The following is a 23,110-nucleotide window of genomic DNA, read 5'->3' on the forward strand; positions in this document are numbered from 1 at the left end:
TCACTGCCGCATGATGGCGGCCACGCAAAGCAGCACGATCAGCGCCAGGAAGAACAGGTCCATATAGGATTTGAGTTCGCCGTCGCGGCGCAGCCGGGCCACGTCGGCGACGACCTGCTTGCGCGCGCTGGTTCCGCCCGAGCCGTCATTGATCGGGGCCTGCAGGCGCTTCGTCTCGGCCTCCAGCTTCTCGATCTTCTGGAAGAAGTAGAACGCACGCAGCGTCGAGGCCGCGCGCATGCCGGTATAGACCAGCACCAGGATCGCGATGATCGCCCGGTTCTGGTATTTCTCCATGAAGTTCAGGCTGAAATAGACCATCGCCATGAATGCGAAATTGGTGACGAAGCGGTAGACGAAGCTAAGAAAGACCATGCTGGCTCCAGCCTTCGGCGGTACGACCGTTCGGCTTCCGAGAGTTCAGGGATACGGCTCACAGGCCGGAACAGCCGACCTGAACGCCGCGCGAGGCCCGTCTACGCCAACTTTGTTTCAACAAAGATACGATCGTCCGCGCAATTGCCGCCTTTTAGCCACGCGCGGCCATAATGCAAGCCGGACCACGTTGACCGGCCCGTTCCGCGCACCGGAGCGCCACGGCTCAATGGAGATTTGGCGGAAGTCGCGATAGACTATCGGGTGCCGCCACATCTGGGGTCTGCCGATGCCGAAGAAGGGAATCACGGGCCACGACGACTGGGTTCTGACCGAAGCGCTGGCGACCGCGCTGGTCGCACTGGAGCAGCTCGAACCCAAGCATCGGCCAAACGCGCATATGGACGACATCCGCAAGATGCTGGCGAACGGCAAGGAGCCGGCGGCGGTGAGCCTGCACCTCGCCCAGGCCAAATGCCGCCTGTTTCCGGACACGGATCCGCTCGAGATCTACAAGGAATACGGGATTGGCGAGGAATATGGCTGAGGAGGGCCGCTCCGGCCTCGCCCGGCCCAGGTCAGTTTGCCGACGTCTTGAGCAACGGACATTCGCTCTGGCTCAGGGGGAGAAAAGCGTCCTCGGCCGGTATTTTCTCGACCACGTTATAGTAGTCCCAGAGGGTCTTGACCTCCGCAGGCTTCTTGACCTCGACCAGATAGAAATCGTGCACGAGCTTGTTGTCGGCGCGCAGCCGTGCGCCCGGCGCGTAGAAATCGTCCACCGGCATCGCGCGCATCTTGTCGAGGACCGCGTTGGTCTCGTCCGTTCCGGCCGCAGCCGCCGCTCTCAGATATTGTAACACGGCGGAGTAGACGGCGGCCTGCGGCGCGGTCGGCATCGCCTTGTGGAGCTTGTAGAACCTCTGGCCGAACGCGCGCGTCTCATCGTTGAGGGCCCAATACCAGGCGGTGACGGTCGTTAGTCCCTTGGCCGTGTCGACGCCCATGGCGTGCACGTCGGTCAGGAACATCAGCTCGGCGACCGGCTTCTGCGATCCCATGTTCATTCCGAACTCGTGCCATTGCTTCATCGCGGTCACGAGCTGCTCACCGGCATTGGCGAAGGCGACGACCTTGGCCTTCGAGGCCTGGGCTTGCAGCAGGAACGAGCCGTAGTCGGCGTTTCCGAGCGGGTGAAAGACGGCACCAAGCGACTTTGCTTGTCCTTCCGCGAGCACACGCTGGGACACCTCCACCATATTGCGTCCGAACGCATAGTCGGCCGCGATGAAGAACCAGCTGTCATAGCCTTGCGACACCAGCCTGCGAACCGATCCGGAGACGAGATTGTAATTGTCGTGCAGCCACATCAATCCGGTACGCGAACATTGCTTGCCGCCGATCTCCGTGGTGCCGACCGCCGAATAGATGACGATCCTGTTCTTGTCGCGCGCGATCGACTGGATCGCGAGCGCGACCGCCGAGTTTCCGACATCGGCCACCATGTCGACGCCGTCGACGTCGAACCATTTGCGGACAATTTGCGCCCCTATGTCCGGCTTGTTCTGATGGTCGGCGAAGATGATCTCCACCTTGATGTCAGGAGTCGCTCTCTGAAAATCCTCAGCGGCCAACTTTGCGGCGACGACGGAGCCTGGTCCAGAATTGTCCGACAATGGGCCGGACTGATCGTTGATGATGCCGATCTTGATGACCCCGCCGGAAAAGTCGGCAGCCGCGCTCCGCTCGGCGAGCGCGAGCGGCCCCAGCGCCAGGGCAAGTCCGAAGGTGAACCGGGCAAGCGGGATGCGCCATGACTGCAACTTCCGAACACGACAAGGCGCCATTGCCCCCTCCATTCCAGCATCGCGACGGATGTCAGCGATGACCTGCCCCGATTATCCCAATGTCCGATCGGCAGTTTCGCAGCTGCTATCCTTGCTGACCGACGGCCTTCCTGACGAACTCCAGCCGCCGCGCCTGCGCCGGCGCAACGCGCTCCTTCATCGCCGCGACGATCGCCGCGGGCGCTGTATCCGGCGAGCCGGCCTCGAACGGTGGCGCGGGATTATATTCCATGCGGAGCTGGATCATCTCGGCAGCCGCCCGGCCTCGCAACATCGAGACCAGGGTGAGCGCGAAATCGATTCCGGCCGTGATGCCGCCGCCCGTCATGCGGTTGCGATCGATGCAGACCCGCTCGCGCGACACCGAGGCGCCGAAGAACGGCAAGGCATCGACGGCCGTCCAGTGCGTCGCTGCGCGGTACCCTTGCAAGAGGCCGGCAGCGCCAAGCACGAGCGAGCCGGTGCAGACCGACGTGACGTAAGTCGCGCCCCTCTCCTGCCTGCGCAGAAACGCCAGCACCTCCTCGTCGAGCATCAGCTCGTCGGTGCCATAGCCGCCGGGAACGCAGATCACGTCGAGCTGCGGGCAATCGGCGAAGGTGACGGTCGGCGTCAGCATGATCACGGAATCGCTCGGCACAGGTTCGATGCGTTTCCAGACCAGATGCACGTTCACATCAGGCAGGCTGGAGAAGACCTGCGCCGGACCTGTGAGATCGAGCTGGGTGACACGGGGAAAAACCAGAAGACCGATCTGCAACGGACCCGACATGACCCACCTCGACATCGTGCTTGACGGTGACAGCCTGTCATGTTCGCCTTGAGGTCGGAAACGGCGTAATTCCCTCATTTTTGGACGCGTCCATGATCGGCTTCCTGATCTTTCCCGAATTCCAGTTGCTGGACGCGGCCGGCCCGATCTCGGTGTTCGAGATCGCAAGACGTTACGTGCCAAACGCCCCGCAGGTCATCACGGTCGCAACCAAGGCCGGCGCCGTGCGCAGCTCGTCGGGCACCGAGATGTTTGCGCGCAGCTTGCGCGCGGCGAGCCCCGTCACGACGCTGCTCGTTGCAGGCGGCGAAGGCGTCGAAGCAGCCACGCGCTGCAAGACGACGATCGCCTTCATTCGGAGACTGGCGAAGCGCGGCGTGCGCATGGCCAGCGTTTGCAACGGCGCCTACCTGCTCGCGGAGGCCGGACTCCTGGACGGCCGCAGCGCGACCACGCACTGGTCTTGCACGCGCGACTTCACCGGACGCTATCCCAATGTCAGGCTGGAGCCGGACCAGATCTTCATCCGGGACGATCGCGTGTGGACGTCGGCGGGCATCACCGCAGGGATCGATCTCGCACTCGCCATGATCGCCGAGGACCACGGCGAAGAGGTCTCGCAAGCGGTCGCGCGACAGCTGGTGCTCTATCAGCGCCGCGGCGGCGGGCAGTCGCAGTTCTCGACCTTGCTCGAACTCAAGACGCCGAACGGCCGCTTCGGCGGCCTCTTGTCCTGGGTGCGCGAGAACCTAGACGCGCAGCTCACGGTCGACGCTCTCGCCGAACGCGCTGGCTTGAGCGCGCGGCATTTCGTGCGTTCCTTCATCGCCGAAACCGGATCGACGCCGACCAAGGCCGTCGAGCGGTTGCGGGTCGAGGTGGCGCGCGAGCGGGTGCAGTCCTCCGGCGAAGCCATCGAGCGCGTCGCGCAATCGACAGGTTTTCGCGACCCCGAGCGGATGCGCCGTGCCTTCATCCGCGCCTTCGGTCAGCCGCCGCAATCGCTGCGACGCTCGGCGCGGAGTGTGTGAGCGGAAATTGGTCGCTCCGCGCACGCAGTCATTGCCGGCTCAGCTGCCATACTGCTGCTTCATGTATTTCAGGTAGTTGCCGAGATGGTGCTGCCAGAAATAGTCCAGCGTCTGGCATCCCGGCGTCCCGTCGGTCGGGTTGCCGCCCGGGGTGGCGAATAGCGGCAGCAGCGCGCCGACGTCGGCATAGTTCAGCGAGGCCTGAATCTGGTCGAGGATCTGCTGGATCACATCCGAGATCGTCGATCCCGTGATCGGTGTGGCATTTGCCGCGCCGAGATCGGCGGCTTTCAAATGGATCGTCTCGGATGTCAGCCTCAGAGAAAGACTCCCGACCCGCTGCTTGAGCCGCCTCACCGCATCGTCGCGAACGCGATTGACGGCGCTCTCACCGTCGGCGACCACGCTGCCGAGCGCGATCATGGCCTCGGGATTGGGGCTGCCGTTGAACCCACGCAACGGATTTGGCGTGTTGAGGTCTGAGATCCACTCCAGGGCAAACGGCGCCTGCGGCACCCAGTCCTGCGTCGATGTCACCGCCCAGGCGTATCCGTCGACCCCGGCAAGCTGCGCGTAATCGTATGCGTAATGGTCGTTGCCGCCCTTGGCAGGCGCGAAGGTGTAGGTCTTGTAGGCCGGCCCCTTGAAAACATCCGTCGAGTGCCGGACCAGCGAGGTGAGCAGCGTGGCAATCGATGCACCCTGGCTGTGCCCGGTGACGTAGACGTCGTTGCCCTGCTCCGCGAGCAGCGCCAAGGTCACGAACAATGGGCTATCGGTGGTGAACAGCATGAGCAGCAAACTCAGAGCGAAGCCCGAATGCACACCGGCTTTCACCGCACTGTCACCCTCATCGCGGGCGAGATAGAACGGCAGCGAGATCGAACCGAGCTTCACGTCAAAGCGCGCGTTGATCAGGGGGAACAGCAAATCGGCCAACACGCTGGCCGCACTTGCGACCGTACCGCGCACGGCGATCGCGTATTGGGTGCTGTCACTCTGGTTCTGCCAGACCTGCCAGTAATTATCCAAGAGCGTGGAGCTCGTCGGGGTGAGGTCCTTGCGGATCGTCCAATTCGAGCTTGGATCGGGCACGGGGGGAACGCCGCAGGTTGCCACCACTTCGGTCAGCGATGGCGTGCCGGCATAGGCATGCTGCGCCATCTCGAGCAGAAGTTGCGCCTCCGCGAATTGGAATCCCGGCTTGAGCGTCATACTGCCCTCCCTTGCAAAGGCGCTCGACTCCGGCAGCCCGTGTTCGGACCCGGAAGCCAGCGACCGATATTTTCGGATCTCTCGGAGTTAATCAATTATAGGGTGTGATCGTATCAAAATGCAATATCAAGGTGTCGATCGACCCGCGTCCCTGACAGGCTATTTCCAGGAACAATTGCGTGAGCAGGACCAATGACGGAGCAGGTCCTTTGCGATCACTTGCGACAAAATCGATTACGGACCGCCGCCGCGCCAAGCTGCCGTGGTCAATCTCGGCAAATCAAATTGGCTGAACAGATTCGCTCAGACGCATCGCGTCCGATGCAGCCACTTTTGCCTGATGTTTGATGATCAGATCATCGACTTGATCTGCGAGGGGATTTCGGCAGCAACAGGCCCTACCCCGACTAAAACGGCGCGATCCGCCGTATGGTGCGCTCGGAGGGACTCGAACCCCCACGGTGTTACCCACTGCCACCTCAAGGCAGCGCGTCTACCAATTCCGCCACGAGCGCAAGGAGATACCGGCCTGAGGTCGTTAGGCTGGCCGGATCAGCGGTCGCCGATCTAACAAATCCATCAGGGGGATACAAGCCTGCAAAGGCCTCGAATTCCACAAGCTTGGCAGGAAAATCCCTATCCCTGTCCGGATCGGTCCTATCGGATGCCGAAGCCCTCGTTACCGCGTGCCCAGGCCGCTACCGCGTCTCCGGGGCGCTACCGCGTCCCCTGCGTGCGCGGCAGCATCTGCTTGACCTCGACCGCGATTCGGTTGCGGTCCACCAGCACGACGCCGGAGGCGACCGGCAGGTTATTGGCCAAGACCTTGACCTCGTCGGCCTCGGTCGCGTCCAGCTCGATGATGGCGCCGCGGGAAAGACGTAATACTTGATGGATCGGCATGGTGGTCGTCCCGAGGACGACCATGAGATCCACGGTGACTTTATCGAGAGTGGGCACTGTCAGGACCGCCGCAACTGGAGACTGAGCCAAAGGACTTTGGCATTTGCGCCTGTGATCATCACCACGTTATGGTTAGCCAATGGTTAATTCACCTCAAAACCCCCGCCAAGACCTCGATTTGACGTCGTTTTCCGCTGCAAGCGGCGAACCTGTCGAGTGGCGAATCTCCGACGCGCCCGTGCCCTATCCGGAGGCGGTTTCCGCCATGGAGGCGCGAGTCGCGGCGATTGCGGCCGGCGAAGCGCCGGAGCTGGTCTGGCTGCTGGAGCACCCCCCGCTCTACACCTCGGGCACCTCGGGCAAGGAAAGCGACCTGCTCGATCCCCGATTCCCGACCTTTGCCACCGGGCGCGGCGGGCAGCTGACCTATCACGGGCCCGGCCAGCGGGTGGCCTACATCATGCTCGACCTCAAGCGCCGCCGGCCTGATGTGCGGGCTTATGTCGCGAGCCTGGAGGAGCTGATCCTGAAGACGCTCGGCGCCTTCAACGTCCGCGGCGAGCGGCGCGAGGACCGGGTCGGCGTCTGGGTGAAGCGGCCCGACAAGGGATCCGAGCATGAAGACAAGATCGCGGCGATCGGCGTCCGGCTGAAGCGCTGGGTCTCGTTCCACGGCATCGCCATCAATGTCGAGCCGGAGCTGTCGCATTTCGCCGGCATCGTGCCCTGCGGCGTCGCCGATCCCCGCTACGGCGTGACGTCGCTGGTCGATCTCGGCCAGCTCGTGACCATGACTGACGTCGACGTCGCGCTCCGGCAGGCGTTCGAGGAGTTGTTCGGGCCGACCAAGGCGTTGGTGCCGGAGGCGGCTGCCTAGCGTTTCCTGTTGGAGACGCGCTGCTCGCATTCTCCATACATACGAATCGGCTATGTTCGATTCCGGTGCCGCCCACGCCTCCCCCCTCCGCCGGGAAAGCAGATGTCATGCCGGGCGAGTTGATCATCGGACCGACTGTTCGAGCACTGGGCATAAGGAGGGATTGCATTTCAGCTCGCAATGGGAGGTTTTACGATGAAGCTGTCTGCACCCATCTATCATCTGAAGCGCAAAGCAAAACGCTTGTCGCGTGCGGAAGGCGTCCCGCTCCACGCCGCACTTGACCGCATTGCCGCGAGCGAAGGGTTTTCCGCCTGGAGCATGCTCGCGGCAAAAGCTGGCGCAGTCACGCCGGCCAATCGACTGTTTCCGCAATTCCAGCAGGGCGATCTCGTGCTGGTCGGGGCGCGCCCCGGCCAAGGCAAGACTCTGATGAGCCTCGAACTTTCCGTGGAGGCCATGAAGTCGGGCCATCACGCCGCGTTCTTCTCGCTCGAATACACAGAGAGAGACGTTCTGGATCGATTGCGTGCGATCGGCGTAGACCCCGTGCAGTTCGACAAACTGTTCGAGGTCGATTGCTCCGACGCGATCAGCGCCGATCACATCATCAAGCAGATGGCAGCAGCGCCCCGCGGCACGGTCGTGGTGATCGACTATCTGCAACTGCTCGACCAGAGGCGCGAAAACCCCGATCTCACCGTTCAGGTGCGCGCGCTGAAATCGTTCGCACGCGACAAGGGGCTGATCGTGGTCTTCATCTCGCAGATCGACCGGTCCTATGATCCCTCGATAAAACCCTGCCCTGATATCAGCGATGTCAGGCTGCCGAACCCGCTGGATCTGAAACTGTTCGACAAGACGTGCTTCCTGAACAATTCCGAAGTTCAGTTCCGCGCGGCGAGCTGACGATCAGGCCGCGGGTGAGATCGCTCACCCGCGGCTTGCCGCCTCACGCGGCAGCTAGCGACACTTCGAGCTTGCCGGCGATGTAACGACGTTCCTGGGTGAGGCCGCCAAAGCCGTAAGCGTCGCCCTTGACCTCGTCGACATGCAGATAGGTCTCGGGATGCAGCGGGCCCAGGATCTCGGCCATACGTTTGAACGTGGCGGCGAGATAGGCGGCCTTCTCGTCCTTGGTGTTGGTGCCTTCGCTGACGTGGATATCGATCCAGTAGCTGGCGAGCTTTTGCTCGGCGAGCGACTTGCCGCCGGCGAACCAGTCAGCCGCATCGACCGATTTCACGATGATGGCGGTCACCTTGGGATCCTTGTGCAGGATCTTTGCGGTGAGCTCGGACACGGCGCTGGCGATGTCGGCCTTCAGCGCGGGCGACTGGCGGGGGGTGGTGTACGACACGGTGATCAGGGGCATGGTCGTTCTCCTCAGGATGTCGCGCGATTTGCGCGGCGTTGGAGAGAAGCTAGACCTTCACCCGCCATTTTGGTATCTTATCTCTATTGATACCAGTGATAAGCATTCATAATGACCGCCACACTCGATATCGCCACCATCAAGGCCTTCCTGCTGGTCGCCGACCTCCAGGGTTTTACGCGTGCTGCCGAGGTACTCGGTACGACACAGGCCGCCGTCAGCCTGAAGCTGCAACGGCTGGAGACGCTACTCGGAAAACGCCTCGTCGAGCGCTCGCCGCGTGCCGTCCGACTCACCGCCGACGGCGCGGCGTTCCTTGACCGCGCCCGCGCGCTGATGGAAGCGCATGACCGCGCGCTGTCGGGCGAGGCACCGGCCGCGCAATCGCTCTCGCTCGGTATCTCCGACCACGCCGCGGGCCCCGAACTGGTGCCGCTGCTCGAACGCCTGCATGCGATGTCGGCGAACCTCACGTTTGCCGTCACCATTGGCTTTTCGCGCGAGATGCAGGATGCCTATGACGCGGGCGAGCTCGACGCGGTGATCGTCCGCCAGGAAGGCAGCCGCCGCGGCGGCGAAAAACTGACCGAGGACGAATTCGGCTGGTTCGCATCACGGCGCCTCGCCCTACCGAAGGGCGAACCGCTGCCACTCGCAACCCTCGCCCCGCCCTGCGGTGTCCGCGCCATCGCCGTGCGTGCGCTCGACAAGGCCGGAATGGCCTGGCGCGAACGCTTCGTCGGAGGCGGCGTCACGGCCGTGGTCGCTGCCGCGCTTGCCGGACTTGCGATTGCGCCGCTGGCGCGCCGGATCGCACCGCCCGGATTGGTCGACATCGGGCCTGCACACGAACTGCCAAAGCTCGGCAGCTCGAAGGTGATGCTGCATTCGAAGGTCAGCGATCCCGCCAAGCTGGCAGCGTTGCGCGCGGTGGCGGCGACATTTCGAAGTGTAGCCGCCACCTGAATTCATAGGATCGCCTCGAACGCGCTGCGCAGCGTCTCGTGCCGGAACACAAAACCGCGGCTCAGCGCCTTGTTCGGCAGCACGCGCTGTCCGCCGAGCAGGAGCTCGTCGGCAAAGCCGCCGCCGACCCGGCGCAGCAGGCCGCCGGGAATGCGGAACACCGCGGGGCGATGCAGACAGCGGCCGAGCTCCTCGGTGAACTTTGCGTTGGTGACCGGGATCGGCGCGGTGGCATTGACGGGACCTGCGAGATCAGGCGTCGCCATCACATAGGCGATCAGCCGGATCAAATCGTCGCGCTCGATCCAGGACATCCACTGCCGCCCGGTGCCGAGGGGACCGCCGAGGCCGAACTCGAACGGCGTCAGCAAGCGCGTGACAAAACCGCCTTCCGTGCCGAGCACGAGGCCGACGCGCAAATTGACCACGCGGACGCCAAGCTCCTCCGCCGGCCGCGCCGCCCTTTCCCAGGCCGCGCACAGCTCGTGGCTGAAGCAGGCGTGGGACTTCGCAGATTCCGTCAGCACCTGGTCGGCCCACAGGCCGTACCAGCCGATGGCAGAGCCGCTGACGAGCATCTCGGGCTTGCGCTCGAGCCGCGCAATCAGCTTCACGACCTCGCCGGTCATGTCGATGCGCGAGCTGATGATCTTCGCGCGCTTCGCTTCGGTCCAGAGGCCGTTGCCGATCGGCTCGCCAGCGAGGTTGACGATGGCGTCGATTGGCGTGTCCGCGGCGAGTTGATCGAGGCTGGTGATCAGCGTCACGGGCGGGGGCAGCATCTCGGCCTTCGCGGGGGTGCGGATCAGCGCGATGACGTGATGCCCGGCACCACCGAGGCTCGCCGCAAGGCGGCTGCCGATGAAGCCGGTGGCACCGGTGATCAAAACGGTCTTGCGGCCGGGCAGCTTGTCGACGAGTCCGTTCGCGGGCACGCTTCGCATGCGGCCGAGCCGGCGCATCGCCGCAAAGTCCCTGATGCCGCAGAGCGCAGCGCCGACTGCGCAGGCGGTCGCGGCGATACTGAGCAGGCCCCGATACACGACGGTCACGCCAAAGGGCTGCATCGCCCACTCGAGCAGCACCGGCAGCAGCAGCGCCAGGATGGCACCGTAGTTGATCGCCAGCAGCGTGTGGTTGATGCGCTCGCTCGGCGGCAGTTTCCGGCTCAGATCCTCCTCGACAAAATCCATCAGCGTGATGACGATCTCGGCGATCAGCACCGCGACGATCAGCAGCGCGAGCACGCCATAGACCTCGAGCCAGCCGAGCAGCAGGAATAGCAGCGCATAGAGCATGTTGCGAATGCCGTGCAGCTTCAGCTCGAAGCGCTGCGACGGGCGCCAGGCCAGGCGCTCGGTGAATTCGTGGTGATAGAAGGTGTCGAACACGCCCATCACGATCTGGATGGCGATGAGCGTCCACAACAGCAGCGTCATGATACGGCCTCCCTGAACATGGCGGACTGGTGGATCAGTGCGCCGTAACGCGGATGAATGACGTCGAGGGTGAAGCGGAAAGCACCCTCGCCGAGATCGCCGTGCGTCACCGTGAGATCGCCCGGCGTCAGCCATTGCGGCAGCGGGATCCAGAGGCGTCCGAGCTGGAGGCCGTAGCCGGCACTGCGGAAGGTCAGCGCCTGGCCTTCGACCGCGATACGGAGCGCCATCGAGACGCCGAAGCCGACATATTCCTCGAGCCCGGTCGGCCCGGCAAAACGCTTGGCGGAATGGATCACCTGTGGAAAGCCGCGCTTGCGGGCGCAGATGCGGGTCCAGGTCTGGCCACCGGTCGCGCCGTCCTCGGTGACCGTGACGATCATGGGCACGCCGGTATCGCGTCCCGTGGGCAGCGGGCCGCCGATCAGGCGCGCGGCTTGCGCGAACCACCAGCCGATGTCGCTGAAAGAGACCTCCTCGACCACGCCGACATAGACGACGCTGTCACCGTCGCCGACGCGTTTTGAGAAGCGCCGCCAGGTCGCGAGCGGCAGGCGACCCCAATCCTCATCCGGCAACAGCGCGCGGAAGCGGCGATCGTCGAGCAGTTTTGTGTGAGCGGAGGGAGTTGCGTTGGAGCCTGATAATCGAGCCGACGTCATCGCACCCTCCTCGACGCTATTTGGCCTTGCCCAGAGGCAGCAGACTGGCGATCTTCTCGCCGAGCTTCATCAGCGCGACCAATCGCGGCCGCGGCACCTTCAGCATCTGCATGAACCAGTGGTCGGCGAGCTCGGTGAAGGCGAGCATCTCCTTCAGCCGTTTGCTCGCGACCGGATTGATGGTGGGATCGTCGGCCGCATCGGACACGCAGGCCCGGAGCGCCGTGATCGCGGGATCAAGCTCCCGCTCCTTGCGCCGCGCCGCGATGCGTGCCGCAACCTCCCAGATATCGGTCTCGGCCTCGTAATGATCGCGGCGGTCGCCGAGGATCGGGACGCGCCGGATCAGGTTCCAGGCCAGCAACTCCTTCAGCGAATTGGAGACGTTGGAACGCGCCATGCCGAGCGTGTCGGCGATGTCCTCGGCCGTCATCGGCGCCTCGGCGAGATAGAGCAGCCCGTGGATCTGGCTGACCGAGCGATTGACGCCCCACTGATCCCCCATGTCGCCCCAATGCAGGATGAAGCGCTCGACGGCGGCGGGGAGTTTCTTCTTTCCGGTCATTTCTGTCATAACAGAAATATCTGACGAATGCGATTGACTGTCAATAGCCTCCGATAGGGCTTGCGTCCTGCATACCGTCCGCCGTATTTGCCTAAAAACGTCCCAGAGGACGGGAACCAACCGCCCTCCTGAGCGTTTTGCCACGTTGCAGGCGGGGTTGAGTTGAGAATGGCGATAAAGTCCAGTCAACAGAGAGACTTGTTCGAAAGCGAGCGCAGCTTTCGGCTGTTGGTGGAAGGAGTCGCGGACTACGCACTCTACATGCTCGACCCTACCGGTATCATCACCAGCTGGAACATCGGCGGCGAACGGATCAAGGGCTACGCGCCCGACGAAATCCTCGGCCAGCATTTCTCCCGCTTCTACACCGAGACCGACCGCGCCAACGGCAAGCCTGCCCGTGCCCTCGGCATCGCGCGCGACCAGGGCCGCTACGAGGAGGAAGGCTGGCGCGTCCGCAAGGACGGCACCTTCTTCTGGGCAAGCGTCGTGATCGACCCGATCTACGAGCAGGGCACCCTTGTCGGCTTCGCCAAGATCACCCGCGACATCACTGAGCGCCGCAACGCGCAGCTCAAGCTCGAGAGGATGCAGACGCAACTTGCCGAGTCGCAGAAGTTCGATGCGCTCGGCCAGCTCACCGGAGGCGTCGCGCACGACTTCAACAATCTCCTGATGATCATCAGCGGCAGCCTTCACATCCTGAAGAAGGACGTCGCCGACGATGCCAAGCTGCAGCGCGCGATGTTAGCGATCGAGACCGCGACCAAGCGCGGCGCCGCGCTGACCAGCCAGCTCCTGACCTTCGCGCGGCGGCAGAGCGTCAATCCACAGGCGATCCGTTTCGGCGACCGCATCGAGGCGATCCGCGAAGTGCTTCACGCCGGCGTCGGCAGCGCCGTTCATCTCGCCTTCGAGATCGACCGCGAGGTCTGGCCGGTCAAGGCTGACATCTCCGAGTTCGAGACCGGGCTGCTCAATCTCGTCATCAACGCCCGCGATGCCATGCCCGACGGCGGCACGGTGACGGTCGGCGCACGCAACGTCGTCCTGGAGGACCCACCCCACAGCGGCGAGTTCGTCGCCATCACCGTCGCCGATACCGGGCTTGGCATCGCCTCCGACGTCGTCGACAAGATCTTCGAGCCGTTCTTCACGACGAAACCGGTGGGAAAAGGCACCGGCCTCGGCCTGTCGCAGGTGCACGGCTTCGCGCATCAGGCCGGCGGCACGGTCAAGGTCGCAAGCGAGCTCGGCAAGGGCACGACCTTCACCATCCTGTTGCCGCGCGCAACCGGGACCGTGTCGAGCGAGACGCCTGATGCCGCGCCGGTTCTCGGCAGCGGCACGGTGCTGCTGGTCGAAGACAATCCCGACGTCGCAATCGTCAGCATCGGCCTGCTGGAGCAGCTCGGCTACAGCGTTCGCCGCGTCCCCGACGCCGAGTCCGCGTTGCGCGAGATCGAGAAGAACGGCGTCGATTTCGTGTTCTCGGACATTGTCATGCCTGGCAAGATGGATGGACTCGGCCTCGCCCATCATCTGCGTCAGATCCGCCCCGGCCTTCCGATCCTGCTCGCCACCGGCTACAGCGACGTCGCCGCCGACGTGCGCGGCGATTTCCCGATCCTGCGCAAGCCGTACGAGATCCACGAGTTGAGCGAAGCGATCGCCAAGCTGCCGCGGTGACGGCTCTTCGCCTTCTTAACCTCTCCCGTAAGAACGGGGCGAGGGAGCGCACCTCCCGCGCGGAGAGAGGCTTGGCCCTCAAACCGTCGGCAACACCGAGAACGCTTCCCCTGCCCTGCGCAGGTTCAGCTCGTCCGCACTCGCCGTCTCGCTCGTCACGCTGTCGACGCGCGACGACGGCGGGCCGTGGCGGCACAGAGCGACCATGTCGGCAACGTGCTTGGGCGTTCCCGCGAACAGCGCTTCCACGCTGCCGTCGCGGCGATTGCGGACCCAGCCTTCGAGGCCGCAGGTGACCGCTTGCGCCTCGAGCCAGGCCCGATAGCCGACGCCTTGAACGAGCCCGCGGATCACGACCTGGAGGATCGCCCGGCTCATCTTTTCAATCCGAGAAAGTCAGCGCTGCGCGCCTTCGTTTCGGCCTCACGCATGACGCGCGCGGTCAATTCCGACGACGCGAGGCCGTTGAGGGCCTTCGGCGGCGTCCCCTCGCGCAGCGCCCTCAGCGTCTCATAAACCGCCTGCGTGGCAGCTGCGACCGGCGCATGGCCCTGAAGCGCGATGCGCACGCGCTGGCTGGTGAGATAGTCGATCGCGTTCAAGTCGTCGGGCGCGCCACCGAGCACAATCGGCAAGTGCGTCGCGGCGACAATCGCCTCGAGCTCGGCGCGCGACTTGATGCCGGTGAAGAATAGCGCGTCGACGCCCGTCGCCTCATAGGCCCTGGCACGGCGGATGGTGTCGTCGAGCGAGGTGATCGAGGCAGCTCCAGTGCGGCCCATGATGACGAGCGAGGGATCGCCGCGGCCACCAAGCGCGGCCTTCATCTTGCCGACGCCCTCCTCCAGCGAGATCAGCTGCGGCTTCGCTTCGCCGAAAGCGGCCGGCAGCAGCGTGTCCTCGATGGTGAGGCCGGCGGCGCCTGCCGTCTCCAGCTCCTGCACCGTGCGGCGCACGTTGAGCGCGTTGCCATAGCCGTGATCGGCATCGACCAGTACCGGAAGTGCTGCCGCGCGCGACATCCGCCGCATCTGCTCGGCGAGCTCAGTAAGCGTGATCAGCGTGATGTCGGGGTCGCCGAGCACCGCGAGCGAGGCGACCGAGCCGCCGAACATGCCGATGGGAAAGCCGAGATCCTCGGCGATACGGATCGAGATCGCGTCGTAGACCGAGCCGGGATGGACGCAGGCTGAGCCCGACAGGATCGATCGCAGTTTCTCGCGGCGGGAACGAAAGGCCATAGTGCTGTCTCGGTCAAGTTACGCAGGCCGTATCATACTCCGTCATTGCGAGCGAAGCGAAGCAATCCAGAAATGCATCCGCGGAGACAGACTGGATTGCTTCGTCGCAAGGGCTCCTCGCAATGACGGTGCTCGTGGGCAGACCACCTACCCCACTCACACCCCTATGCAAACTCCAGAATCAGCGCGTCCACCGCGAGCGTCGCGCCGGCGCTGGCGTGGATCTTCTTCACGGTGCCGTCCTGCTCGGCGCGCAGCACGTTCTGCATCTTCATGGCTTCGACCACGGCCAGTGTCTCGCCGGCCTTGACCTCCTGGCCCTCGGTCACCGCGATCGAGACGATGAGCCCGGGCATCGGACAGAGCAGCTTCTTGCCGGTGTCGGCAGCCGTGGTCACCGGCATCAGCCGCGCGGATGCCGCTTCAGCTTCGGTCCAGACATAGACCGGCACCTCGACGCCCTGATGCGCGAGACGGATGCCGTTGGCGATCGGGCGTGTCTGCACCGCGACGAGGTGGCCGTCGATCGTGCCCTGCCAGACCGGATCGCCCGGCTTCCAAGGCGACTGCAACAGATGTGCATTGCCGGCCTTGCCGGCGGCATCGACGAAGCGGATCGCGATCGCATCGCCTTCGCGCGCGACCTCGAGCAAAATCTCCTGGCGGTCGAGCCAGACCGCGCGGCGGCGCTCGCGCTGCACGACGCGGCCGCCCATCTGGCCCGAGATCTGACGCTTGCGCTCGCCGAGCACGTGATCGATGGCGGCGCCGACCGCAGCGATGCGACGCGCGACCTCGCCTTCGGGCACGCGCACCGCAAAGCCCTTGGGGAATTCCTCGGCGATGAAGCCGGTCGAGAGATTGCCCTCACGCCAGCGCGGATGGTGCATCAGTGCGGACAGGAACGGGATGTTGTGACGGATGCCGTCGACATAGAACGAATCCAGCGCGATGGCCTGCGCCTCGATGGCGGCCGCGCGCGAGGGCGCATGCGTCACGAGCTTCGCAATCATCGGATCGTAATGGATCGAGATCTCGCCGCCTTCCTGCACACCGGTGTCATTGCGCACCGTGATGCCGTCCTGGCTCACTTCCGCCGGCGGACGGTACTTTACCAGACGCCCGATCGAGGGCAGGAAGTTGCGGAACGGGTCTTCGGCATAGAGGCGCGATTCCACCGCCCAGCCGGTCAGCGTGACGTCCTTCTGCGCGATCGCGAGCTTCTCGCCGGCGGCGACGCGGAGCATCTGCTCGACGAGATCGACGCCGGTCACGAGCTCGGTGACGGGATGCTCGACCTGGAGGCGCGTGTTCATCTCCAGGAAGAAGAAGCTCTTGTCCTGGCCCGCGACGAACTCGACGGTGCCGGCGGAGTCATAGTTCACGGCCTTGGCCAGCGCGACGGCCTGCTCGCCCATCTTGCGGCGGGTGGCTTCGTCGAGCAGCGGCGACGGCGCTTCCTCGATGACCTTCTGGTTGCGGCGCTGGATCGAGCATTCGCGCTCGCCGAGATAGATCACGTTGCCATGCTTGTCGCCCAGCACCTGGATCTCAATGTGGCGGGGATCGACGATGAATTTTTCGACGAAGACGCGGTCGTCGCCGAACGAGGCCTTGGCCTCGGCCTTGGCGAGGTTGAAACCCTCGGCCACCTCGGCCTTGGAATGCGCGATGCGCATGCCCTTGCCGCCACCGCCGGCGGAGGCCTTGATCATCACGGGGTAGCCGATCTCGTCGGAGATCTTCACCGCGTGCTTGTCGTCCTCGATCACGCCGAGATAGCCCGGCACGGTCGAGACTTTTGCTTTTGCGGCCGCCTTCTTGGATTCGATCTTGTCACCCATCGCGGCAATCGCGCCGGGGTTCGGGCCGATGAAGACGATGCCGGCGGCCTCCAGCGCGCGCGGAAACGCCTCCCGCTCGGACAGGAAACCGTAGCCGGGATGGACAGCTTCTGCGCCGGTCTTGCGGCAGGCCTCGACGATCTTCTCGATCACCAGATAGCTCTCGGCCGCAGCGGGCGGCCCGATCAGCACGGCCTCGTCGGCCATCTCGACATGGAGGGCGTCGCGGTCGGCCTCGGAATAGACTGCAACCGTCTGAATTCCCATGCGGCGAGCGGTCTTGATGACCCGGCAGGCGATTTCGCCGCGATTGGCGATCAGAATGCGTTTGAACATGCTTTTCTTGAATCTCGACCTTGGGCGGGACCCGTCCCTGGCCGTTGGGACCGGCAGGGGACGGGCCGTGTGGCTCCCGTGGTACATCAAAATGGGCCGGAGGCAACGGTCTAAATCCGGCCCCTCCGGCGGACCAGCGCAAGACCGAAACGGGCCGCTTGGTCCGTGAGACGCCCTAGGGCTTCCGGGCCTTGATGCTTTCCTTGGCTACGTCCCGGACCAGGCCGTGAATGAAGCCCAGTTTGGCGACCACGGCCGGCGACAGGATGAAGGGATAGAGGTCGCGCATGCCCATGGCGCGGTTGACGCTGTTCATGGCGAAGGTGAAAGGCAGCCATGCGTTGACGATCGCCTCGACGTCCCTGGCCTCGTAGGGGTTGAAACGGATGCGTGTCGTCAACTCCCCGTCGCGGTCGACCCTGGGCCGCACCTCCATGCCGAACTCGGACGCCATCTCCAGGGTATCGACGATGTGGAGATAGTGCGCCCAGGTTTCGGCGAAGTCTTCCCAGGGGTGCGTGGTGGCGTAGGACGAGACGTAGTTCTGCTGCCAGTCCGGTGGCGCGCCTTCGGCGTAGTGGCGCTGCAGAGCCTCGCCGTAATCGACTGAATCGTCGCCGAATACAGCGCGGCATTCTTGCAGCCTGCCGCCGTCGCGGACCAGCACGTCCCAGAAATAGTGCCCGACCTCGTGGCGGAAATGTCCGAGCAGCGTGCGGTAGGGCTCACCCATCTCCAGCCTGCGCCGCTCGCGCTCGATGCCGTCGGTCTCGGTGAGCGCGATCGTGATCAGGCCGTTGTCATGCCCGGTCAATATCTTCTGCCCGCTGTTCGGATCGTCGGCGAGGAAGTTGAAAATCAGGCCATGCGCGGCGTTGTCCTGCCGGGTCTGGAGCGGCAGTTTCCAGCGGATCAGGGAATAGAACAGCCGGTGTTTCGCCACCTCCAGTTCGCGCCAGCCGGCGAGCTGAACGGGGTCGGAGAGGTCAGGCACGATGCCATTGTGGCGGCAGGCGCGGCAATAGCCGGTGGTATCGCTGGCATCGGTCAGCCAGTTGCAGGCGTCGTACTCGGCATTGCGACACAGCATGCGGCCCTTGCCCTTGTCGGCGAGCGTGGCCCAGCCCTCCCCGTCAGGCTCAATCGCCGACATCGCCTCCTTCTCCGGCAGGAAGGCGACCTGGTGGCCGCAGCGTTCGCAGGCGCGGTTCTCGAAATAGAGAACGTTGCCGCAGGACTGGCAGACAAAGAGCTTCAAGATTTAGCCTCTTCGGAAAGGGAGTTTTGTGAATAAGAGTTGTGGCGCCTCGCAGATACGCGCTCCGACGGCTCATCGTTCCAATATTTGGAACAAATAGCCAGACCCTGGGTTCGTACATACCCACCACAATGCATTCAGTGGCGCATATTCCCCTCCGGACAATGGCCATCACGCTCCGTCTGTGTGAATATCGGTCCGGCACGTGCGCTCACGCATCACAACGGCCGACGCCTTGAACGATCCTTTGCCCGAGACCATCGCCGCCGAACGGCTGCGCCAGCACCTCGAAGAAATCGCGCGCCAGCGCGACAATGCCTATCGTGCGCTCCAGGAGCGCGAGGCCGAGCTCGCACGCATCCAGCGCATCGGCAAGGTCGGCGGCGTCGAGGTCGACTTCCGCGAGGGTTTCAGGAACCGCCGATCGCCTGAATATCTGATGATTCACGGCCTGCCGCCTGAGGCTGCCGATGAATCGCACGAGGACTGGGTCACCCGCATCCATCCAGACGACCGCGACGCCACGGTGAAACACTTCTTCGAGGCACTTTCCGGGACCAGCGAGGATTACACCGCAGAATACCGCATCATCCGTCCCAGCGACGGCGAGACCCGCTGGATCCGCGTCGTCGCCAAGATCGAGCGTGACCGCGATGGTCGCGCCATCCGCCTCGTCGGCGCCCATATCGACATCACCGGCCAGGCGCTGGCGCGCGAGACGCTGCGCGAGAGCGAGGAGCGTTTCCGGCTGATCGCCGACAGCGCGCCGGTGCCGATCTGGGTGACAAAGCTCGACCGCAAGCGCTCCTTCGCCAACCAGGCCTATGTCGACTTCGTCGGCCTGCCCTATGACCAGGCAATCGATTTCGACTGGCGCAAGGTGCTGCATCCGGACGACCTGCCGCATGTCTTGCAGCAATCCGTCCAGGGCGAAGCCTCGCTCAAACCGTTCGTGCTGGAGGCGCGCTACAAGGACGCCAAGGGCGAGTGGCGCTGGCTGCGTTCGGAATCGCAGCCCCGCTGGGACCCGACCGGCAAGCACATCGGCTTCATCGGCGTTGCCCACGACATCACCGCGGCAAAGCAGGCCGAGATCGAGCTCCGGCGGCTCAACGAGACGCTGGAAGAGCGTATCGCCGAGCGCACCGCCGAGCTCGAATCCAACGAGGCGCGGCTGCGCGCGATCCTGGAGACCAGCAACCAGTATCAGGGCCTGGTCAACCTCAGGGGCGAGCTGCTCTACGCCAACAGGACCGCCCTCGACGGCATCAAGGCAAGCTCCGCCGACGTGATCGGAAAGCCGTTCTGGGACACGCCATGGTTCACCGGCACGGAAGGCATGAGCGCCGCCGTGCGCGAGGCCTTCGACACCGTGCTCCAGGGCGAAGCGGTGCGGATGGAAATGCGGCTGCGCCTGCCGATCGGCGAGCGCGATTTCGAATTCGGCATGCGCCCCGTGCTCGACCGCCACGGCAACATCACCGGTGCGGTGCCGGAGGCTGTCGACATCACCGACCGCCGCCGCGGCGAGGAAGCGCTGCGGCAGTCGCAGAAGATGGAGGCGATCGGCCAGCTCACCGGCGGCGTCGCCCACGACTTCAACAACCTCCTCACCATCATACGCTCGGCGACCGATTTCCTGCGCCGTCGCGAACTGCCGGAGGAGCGCCGCCGCCGCTATGTCGACGCCATCTCCGACACCGTCGAGCGCGCATCGAAGCTGACCGCGCAGCTCCTGGCCTTCGCGCGCCGCCAGCCGCTGAAGCCGCAGATCTTCAACGTCGGGAGCCAGGTCGAGAGCGTGGCGCAACTGGTCCGCCCCCTGGTCGGCGGCCGCATCGAGATCGACGTCGAGATCGACGATGCCGATTGCTTCACCGTCGCCGACATCGCGCAATTCGAAACCGCGCTGATCAACCTTGCCATCAACGCCCGCGACGCCATGGACGGCGAAGGCCGCCTCACCATCGCCGTGCACAAAATCCAGGGCATCCCGAGCCTGCGCGCGCAATCGGCGCGCGGCGGCGATTATGTCGCGATCTCGGTGGCGGACACCGGCAGCGGCATCGCGGCCGAAAACATTGACGCCATCTTCGAGCCGTTCTTCACCACCAAGGAGGTCGGCAAGGGCACCGGCCTCGGCCTCAGCCAGGCGTTCGGCTTCGCAAAGCAGTCCGAGGGCGACATTGCGGTGACGAGCACGCAAGGCAAAGGCGCGACCTTCACGATCTACCTGCCGCAGGCACAGAGCCCGGCCGCAGAGAAGGAAGCCGCAGCGCTGACCAGCGAGACCTCGACCACCGGCCGCGGCTATCGCGTGCTCGTGGTCGAGGACAATGACGATGTCGGCCAGTTCTCGACCGAGCTTCTGGAAGACCTCGGCTATGTCGTCCGCCGCGTCGCCAACGCCAATGCCGCACTCGCCATCCTCGGCGAGAACGAATTCGCGGTCGATCTGGTGTTCTCCGATGTCATCATGCCCGGCATGAACGGCGTCGAGCTCGCCGGCATCATCCGCGAGCGCTATCCGGGCCTGCCCGTCGTGCTCACCTCCGGCTACAGCAACGTGCTCGCGGAGAACGCGCATCGCGGCTTCGAGCTGATCCAGAAGCCGTACTCGGTGGAATCGCTCTCGCGCATTTTGCGCAAGGCGATCACGGAGAAGCTGTCGGTGGCGCGTTGAATGTGAGCCACCCCCACGCTGTCGTCCCGGACAAGCGCAGCGAAACGGAGCGCCGATCCGGGACCCATAGCCCCAGGGAGAGGTTGTAGCGCGAGCCGGTAGCCACAAGTCTTCGCAAAACTCGACCCTGTGGTTGTGGGTCCCGGATCTGCGCTTCGCTTGTCCGGGACGACAGCGGAGTTTTTGGCTTAACCTTCCAACACATGGCCTCATCAACTTAGTCGAGCATTCACATGAAATCCGCCTTCCTCTCCACCTGGCAGACCTGGGCGCTTCTCTCCGCCTGCTTTGCCGCGCTGACGGCGATCTTCGCCAAGGTCGGCGTTGAGAACATCAACCCGGATCTGGCGACCTTCATCCGCACCATCGTGGTGCTGCTCGCCTTCTCCGTGCTGCTGTTCTTCACCGGCCAGTTCGCGGTTCCTTCGGCGATCTCGTCGAAGACATGGATCTTTCTGGTGCTGTCGGGACTTGCGACCGGGGCGTCGTGGCTTTGTTATTTCCGTGCGCTGAAGCTCGGTCCTGCCACGCTGGTGGCGCCGATCGACAAGCTCAGCGTCGTGCTGGTCGCCCTGTTCGCCTTCGCGTTTCTCGGCGAACGTCCTACGGCGCAAGGATGGATCGGCATCGCCATGATCGGCGCCGGCGCGGTGCTGCTGGCGGTGAAGTTTTAAGGCGGAACAAAGCGGGCGTGAGATCGGTTTCTGCCGAGACGCTTCCCAGCCTCGATCGAGAAAACCGATGTCGCGCGACAACCCCGATCGGGCAAGGCAGGCAGGTCACGCACTGGATGCGGCCAACTTCTTCCTTGCCGATGTCCGCGACGGGCTCGGCCCGTATCTGGCCGTCTATCTCCTCACCGAACAGCACTGGGACGAGGCGCGTATCGGCCTCGTGATGTCGATCGCGACCATCGCCGGCATCGTGGCGCAGACGCCGGCGGGTGCACTCGTCGATGCCACTCGGGCAAAACGGCTGGTGATGGTTGTCGCTGCCGTCATGGTGACGGCTGCATCGCTGTCGCTGCCCCTGTTTCCGAGCTTCGGGCCGGTCGCGATCTCGCAAGGAATCGCGCAGGCCGCCGCTGTCGTCTTTCCGCCGGCGATTGCCGCCGTCTCGCTGGGCATCTTCGGCCATGCCGCCTTCACCCGACGGATCGGCCGCAACGAGACCTTTAATCACGCCGGCAACGCGGTCGCGGCGGGGCTTGCCGGGCTCTCCGCCTATTGGTTTGGCCCGACCGTCGTGTTCTACCTTCTCGGCGCCATGGCTATCGCGAGCCTCGTCAGCATCCTTGCGATCCCCGAGCAGGCGATCGACCACGACCTTGCCCGCGGGTTGCACGACGCCGGCCCTGCGAGCCAGCAAGAGCAGCCGTCGGGGCTCGGCGTGCTGCTGACCTGCCGCCCTCTCCTCGTCTTCGCGATTTGCGTGTTGCTGTTTCATCTCTCCAACGCGGCCATGCTGCCGCTGGTCGGGCAGAAGCTCGCGCTCCAGGACAAGAACATGGGCACCAGTCTGATGTCGGCCTGTATCGTCGCGGCGCAATTGGTGATGGTGCCGTTCGCAATGCTGGTCGGCGCGAAGGCCGACCGCTGGGGCCACAAGCGCTTCTTCCTGGCCGCATTGCTGATCCTGCCGATCCGCGGTGCCCTCTATACGCTCTCTGACGATCCGTTCTGGCTGGTCGGCGTGCAACTTCTCGACGGCGTCGGCGCCGGCATTTTTGGCGCAATCTTCCCCGTCATCGTCGCCGACCTCATGCGCAACACCGGCCGCTTCAACGTCGCGCAAGGCGCCGTCATCACTGCGCAAAGCATCGGTGCGGCGCTGTCGACCACGCTCGCCGGCTTCGTCGTGGTCGGCGCGGGCTACAGCGCGGCGTTCATCACGCTCGGCGCGGTCGCGGCGGTCGGCGCCGTCGTCTGCCTCCTCGCCTTGCCCGAGACGCGGCAGGCCGCCTTGCCGGGACAGGGGAAGACAGCGGCTCCAGCATCGGTTATCGCTGCCGAATGAAACCCACTTCAAGGAT

General features: G+C 64.5%; 22 protein-coding genes and 1 tRNA gene. 9 read left to right on the forward strand and 14 right to left on the reverse strand.

Going from position 1 to position 23,110, the window contains the following annotated elements:
• Positions 1–375 (reverse strand): hypothetical protein, encoded by a 375-nt coding sequence (locus B5V03_RS20995; protein ID WP_129272294.1) that lies wholly within the window; start codon positions 373–375, stop codon positions 1–3.
• Positions 376–664: 289 nt separating this feature from the next.
• Between B5V03_RS20995 and B5V03_RS41550 the strand changes: the two genes are divergently transcribed.
• Positions 665–922, forward strand: a complete 258-nt coding sequence (locus B5V03_RS41550; RefSeq protein WP_164988165.1) for a hypothetical protein — start codon at positions 665–667, stop codon at positions 920–922.
• A gap of 31 nt (positions 923–953) precedes the next feature.
• Here B5V03_RS41550 and B5V03_RS21005 read toward each other — a convergent pair whose 3' ends face one another.
• Together B5V03_RS21005 and B5V03_RS21010 are read right to left on the reverse strand one after the other, a co-directional pair.
• A complete protein-coding gene (locus B5V03_RS21005; protein WP_245502283.1) occupies positions 954–2,222 on the reverse strand; it encodes an ABC transporter substrate-binding protein in 1,269 nt (422 codons plus the stop codon).
• A gap of 85 nt (positions 2,223–2,307) precedes the next feature.
• On the reverse strand, positions 2,308–2,994 hold the full coding sequence (locus B5V03_RS21010; protein ID WP_129272295.1) for a DJ-1/PfpI family protein: 687 nt from the start codon (positions 2,992–2,994) through the stop codon (positions 2,308–2,310).
• A gap of 92 nt (positions 2,995–3,086) precedes the next feature.
• Here B5V03_RS21010 and B5V03_RS21015 point away from each other — a divergent pair, with 92 nt between their 5' ends.
• Complete coding sequence (locus tag B5V03_RS21015) at positions 3,087–4,025, forward strand: GlxA family transcriptional regulator (protein WP_129272296.1); 939 nt, start codon at positions 3,087–3,089, stop codon at positions 4,023–4,025.
• Positions 4,026–4,064: 39 nt separating this feature from the next.
• On the opposite strand, the gene B5V03_RS21020 is transcribed toward B5V03_RS21015, so the two are convergent.
• From B5V03_RS21020 to B5V03_RS21030, 3 genes are all read right to left on the reverse strand, one after another.
• Positions 4,065–5,240, reverse strand: coding sequence for a lipase family protein (locus B5V03_RS21020; RefSeq protein WP_129272297.1), 1,176 nt, complete (start codon positions 5,238–5,240; stop codon positions 4,065–4,067).
• Positions 5,241–5,670: 430 nt separating this feature from the next.
• Positions 5,671–5,755 (reverse strand) — tRNA-Leu (locus tag B5V03_RS21025).
• Between the two features lie 202 nt (positions 5,756–5,957).
• Positions 5,958–6,200 (reverse strand): FliM/FliN family flagellar motor switch protein, encoded by a 243-nt coding sequence (locus B5V03_RS21030; RefSeq protein ID WP_008141759.1) that lies wholly within the window; start codon positions 6,198–6,200, stop codon positions 5,958–5,960.
• 82 nt (positions 6,201–6,282) lie between these two features.
• Here B5V03_RS21030 and lipB point away from each other — a divergent pair, with 82 nt between their 5' ends.
• Positions 6,283–7,020: a lipoyl(octanoyl) transferase LipB gene (lipB, locus tag B5V03_RS21035; protein ID WP_129272298.1), complete on the forward strand. Its 738-nt coding sequence runs from the start codon at positions 6,283–6,285 to the stop codon at positions 7,018–7,020.
• A 195-nt stretch (positions 7,021–7,215) separates the two neighbouring features.
• On the forward strand, positions 7,216–7,929 hold the full coding sequence (locus B5V03_RS21040; protein ID WP_164988166.1) for a DNA helicase: 714 nt from the start codon (positions 7,216–7,218) through the stop codon (positions 7,927–7,929).
• A 43-nt stretch (positions 7,930–7,972) separates the two neighbouring features.
• On the opposite strand, the gene B5V03_RS21045 is transcribed toward B5V03_RS21040, so the two are convergent.
• Positions 7,973–8,395 carry a tautomerase family protein gene (locus tag B5V03_RS21045; RefSeq protein ID WP_129272299.1) on the reverse strand — a complete coding sequence of 141 codons (423 nt, stop codon included), beginning with the start codon at positions 8,393–8,395 and terminating at the stop codon, positions 7,973–7,975.
• Between the two features lie 111 nt (positions 8,396–8,506).
• On the opposite strand from B5V03_RS21045, the gene B5V03_RS21050 reads away from it, so the two are divergent.
• Complete coding sequence (locus B5V03_RS21050; protein WP_129272300.1) at positions 8,507–9,361, forward strand: LysR family transcriptional regulator; 855 nt, start codon at positions 8,507–8,509, stop codon at positions 9,359–9,361.
• A gap of 2 nt (positions 9,362–9,363) precedes the next feature.
• Here B5V03_RS21050 and B5V03_RS21055 read toward each other — a convergent pair whose 3' ends face one another.
• Genes B5V03_RS21055 through B5V03_RS21065 form a run of 3 tightly spaced genes read right to left on the reverse strand, consistent with a single transcriptional unit; the run spans position 9,364 to position 12,036 of the window.
• Positions 9,364–10,800: a TIGR01777 family oxidoreductase gene (locus B5V03_RS21055; RefSeq protein ID WP_129272301.1), complete on the reverse strand. Its 1,437-nt coding sequence runs from the start codon at positions 10,798–10,800 to the stop codon at positions 9,364–9,366.
• Positions 10,797–11,462: a DUF4166 domain-containing protein gene (locus tag B5V03_RS21060; RefSeq protein WP_129272302.1), complete on the reverse strand. Its 666-nt coding sequence runs from the start codon at positions 11,460–11,462 to the stop codon at positions 10,797–10,799. Before B5V03_RS21060 ends, B5V03_RS21055 begins: the two co-directional genes overlap by 4 nt.
• Before the next feature lie 16 nt (positions 11,463–11,478).
• Positions 11,479–12,036: a GbsR/MarR family transcriptional regulator gene (locus B5V03_RS21065; protein WP_129272303.1), complete on the reverse strand. Its 558-nt coding sequence runs from the start codon at positions 12,034–12,036 to the stop codon at positions 11,479–11,481.
• 159 nt (positions 12,037–12,195) lie between these two features.
• Here B5V03_RS21065 and B5V03_RS21070 point away from each other — a divergent pair, with 159 nt between their 5' ends.
• The gene (locus B5V03_RS21070) at positions 12,196–13,716 is read left to right on the forward strand and encodes a PAS domain-containing sensor histidine kinase (RefSeq protein WP_129272304.1); all 1,521 of its coding nucleotides are present in this window, start codon (positions 12,196–12,198) and stop codon (positions 13,714–13,716) included.
• A 78-nt stretch (positions 13,717–13,794) separates the two neighbouring features.
• Here the strand turns inward: B5V03_RS21070 and B5V03_RS21075 are convergent, their stop codons facing one another.
• The 4 genes from B5V03_RS21075 to B5V03_RS21090 all read right to left on the reverse strand — a co-directional run bounded on the left by B5V03_RS21075 (position 13,795) and on the right by B5V03_RS21090 (position 18,395).
• Positions 13,795–14,094 carry an acylphosphatase gene (locus B5V03_RS21075; RefSeq protein WP_129272305.1) on the reverse strand — a complete coding sequence of 100 codons (300 nt, stop codon included), beginning with the start codon at positions 14,092–14,094 and terminating at the stop codon, positions 13,795–13,797.
• Entirely contained in the window at positions 14,091–14,957 is an 867-nt protein-coding gene (locus tag B5V03_RS21080; RefSeq protein ID WP_129272306.1) for an isocitrate lyase/PEP mutase family protein, read from the reverse strand. The genes B5V03_RS21075 and B5V03_RS21080 overlap by 4 nt, the downstream gene beginning before the upstream one ends.
• A gap of 164 nt (positions 14,958–15,121) precedes the next feature.
• A complete protein-coding gene (locus B5V03_RS21085; protein ID WP_129272307.1) occupies positions 15,122–17,137 on the reverse strand; it encodes an acetyl-CoA carboxylase biotin carboxylase subunit in 2,016 nt (671 codons plus the stop codon).
• A 175-nt stretch (positions 17,138–17,312) separates the two neighbouring features.
• Positions 17,313–18,395: a zinc-binding metallopeptidase family protein gene (locus tag B5V03_RS21090; RefSeq protein WP_129272308.1), complete on the reverse strand. Its 1,083-nt coding sequence runs from the start codon at positions 18,393–18,395 to the stop codon at positions 17,313–17,315.
• Between the two features lie 205 nt (positions 18,396–18,600).
• On the opposite strand from B5V03_RS21090, the gene B5V03_RS21095 reads away from it, so the two are divergent.
• The 3 genes from B5V03_RS21095 (at position 18,601) to B5V03_RS21105 (ending at position 23,094) form a co-directional block, all read left to right on the forward strand.
• Complete coding sequence (locus tag B5V03_RS21095; protein WP_129272309.1) at positions 18,601–21,078, forward strand: hybrid sensor histidine kinase/response regulator; 2,478 nt, start codon at positions 18,601–18,603, stop codon at positions 21,076–21,078.
• 233 nt (positions 21,079–21,311) lie between these two features.
• Positions 21,312–21,752: an EamA family transporter gene (locus tag B5V03_RS21100; protein ID WP_129272310.1), complete on the forward strand. Its 441-nt coding sequence runs from the start codon at positions 21,312–21,314 to the stop codon at positions 21,750–21,752.
• Between the two features lie 67 nt (positions 21,753–21,819).
• Positions 21,820–23,094, forward strand: a complete 1,275-nt coding sequence (locus B5V03_RS21105; RefSeq protein WP_129272311.1) for an MFS transporter — start codon at positions 21,820–21,822, stop codon at positions 23,092–23,094.
• Positions 23,095–23,110 lie beyond the last annotated feature (16 nt).

Source organism: Bradyrhizobium betae, from assembly GCF_004123905.1.
In the GTDB taxonomy this organism is placed as follows: Bacteria; Pseudomonadota; Alphaproteobacteria; order Rhizobiales; family Xanthobacteraceae; genus Bradyrhizobium; species Bradyrhizobium betae_A.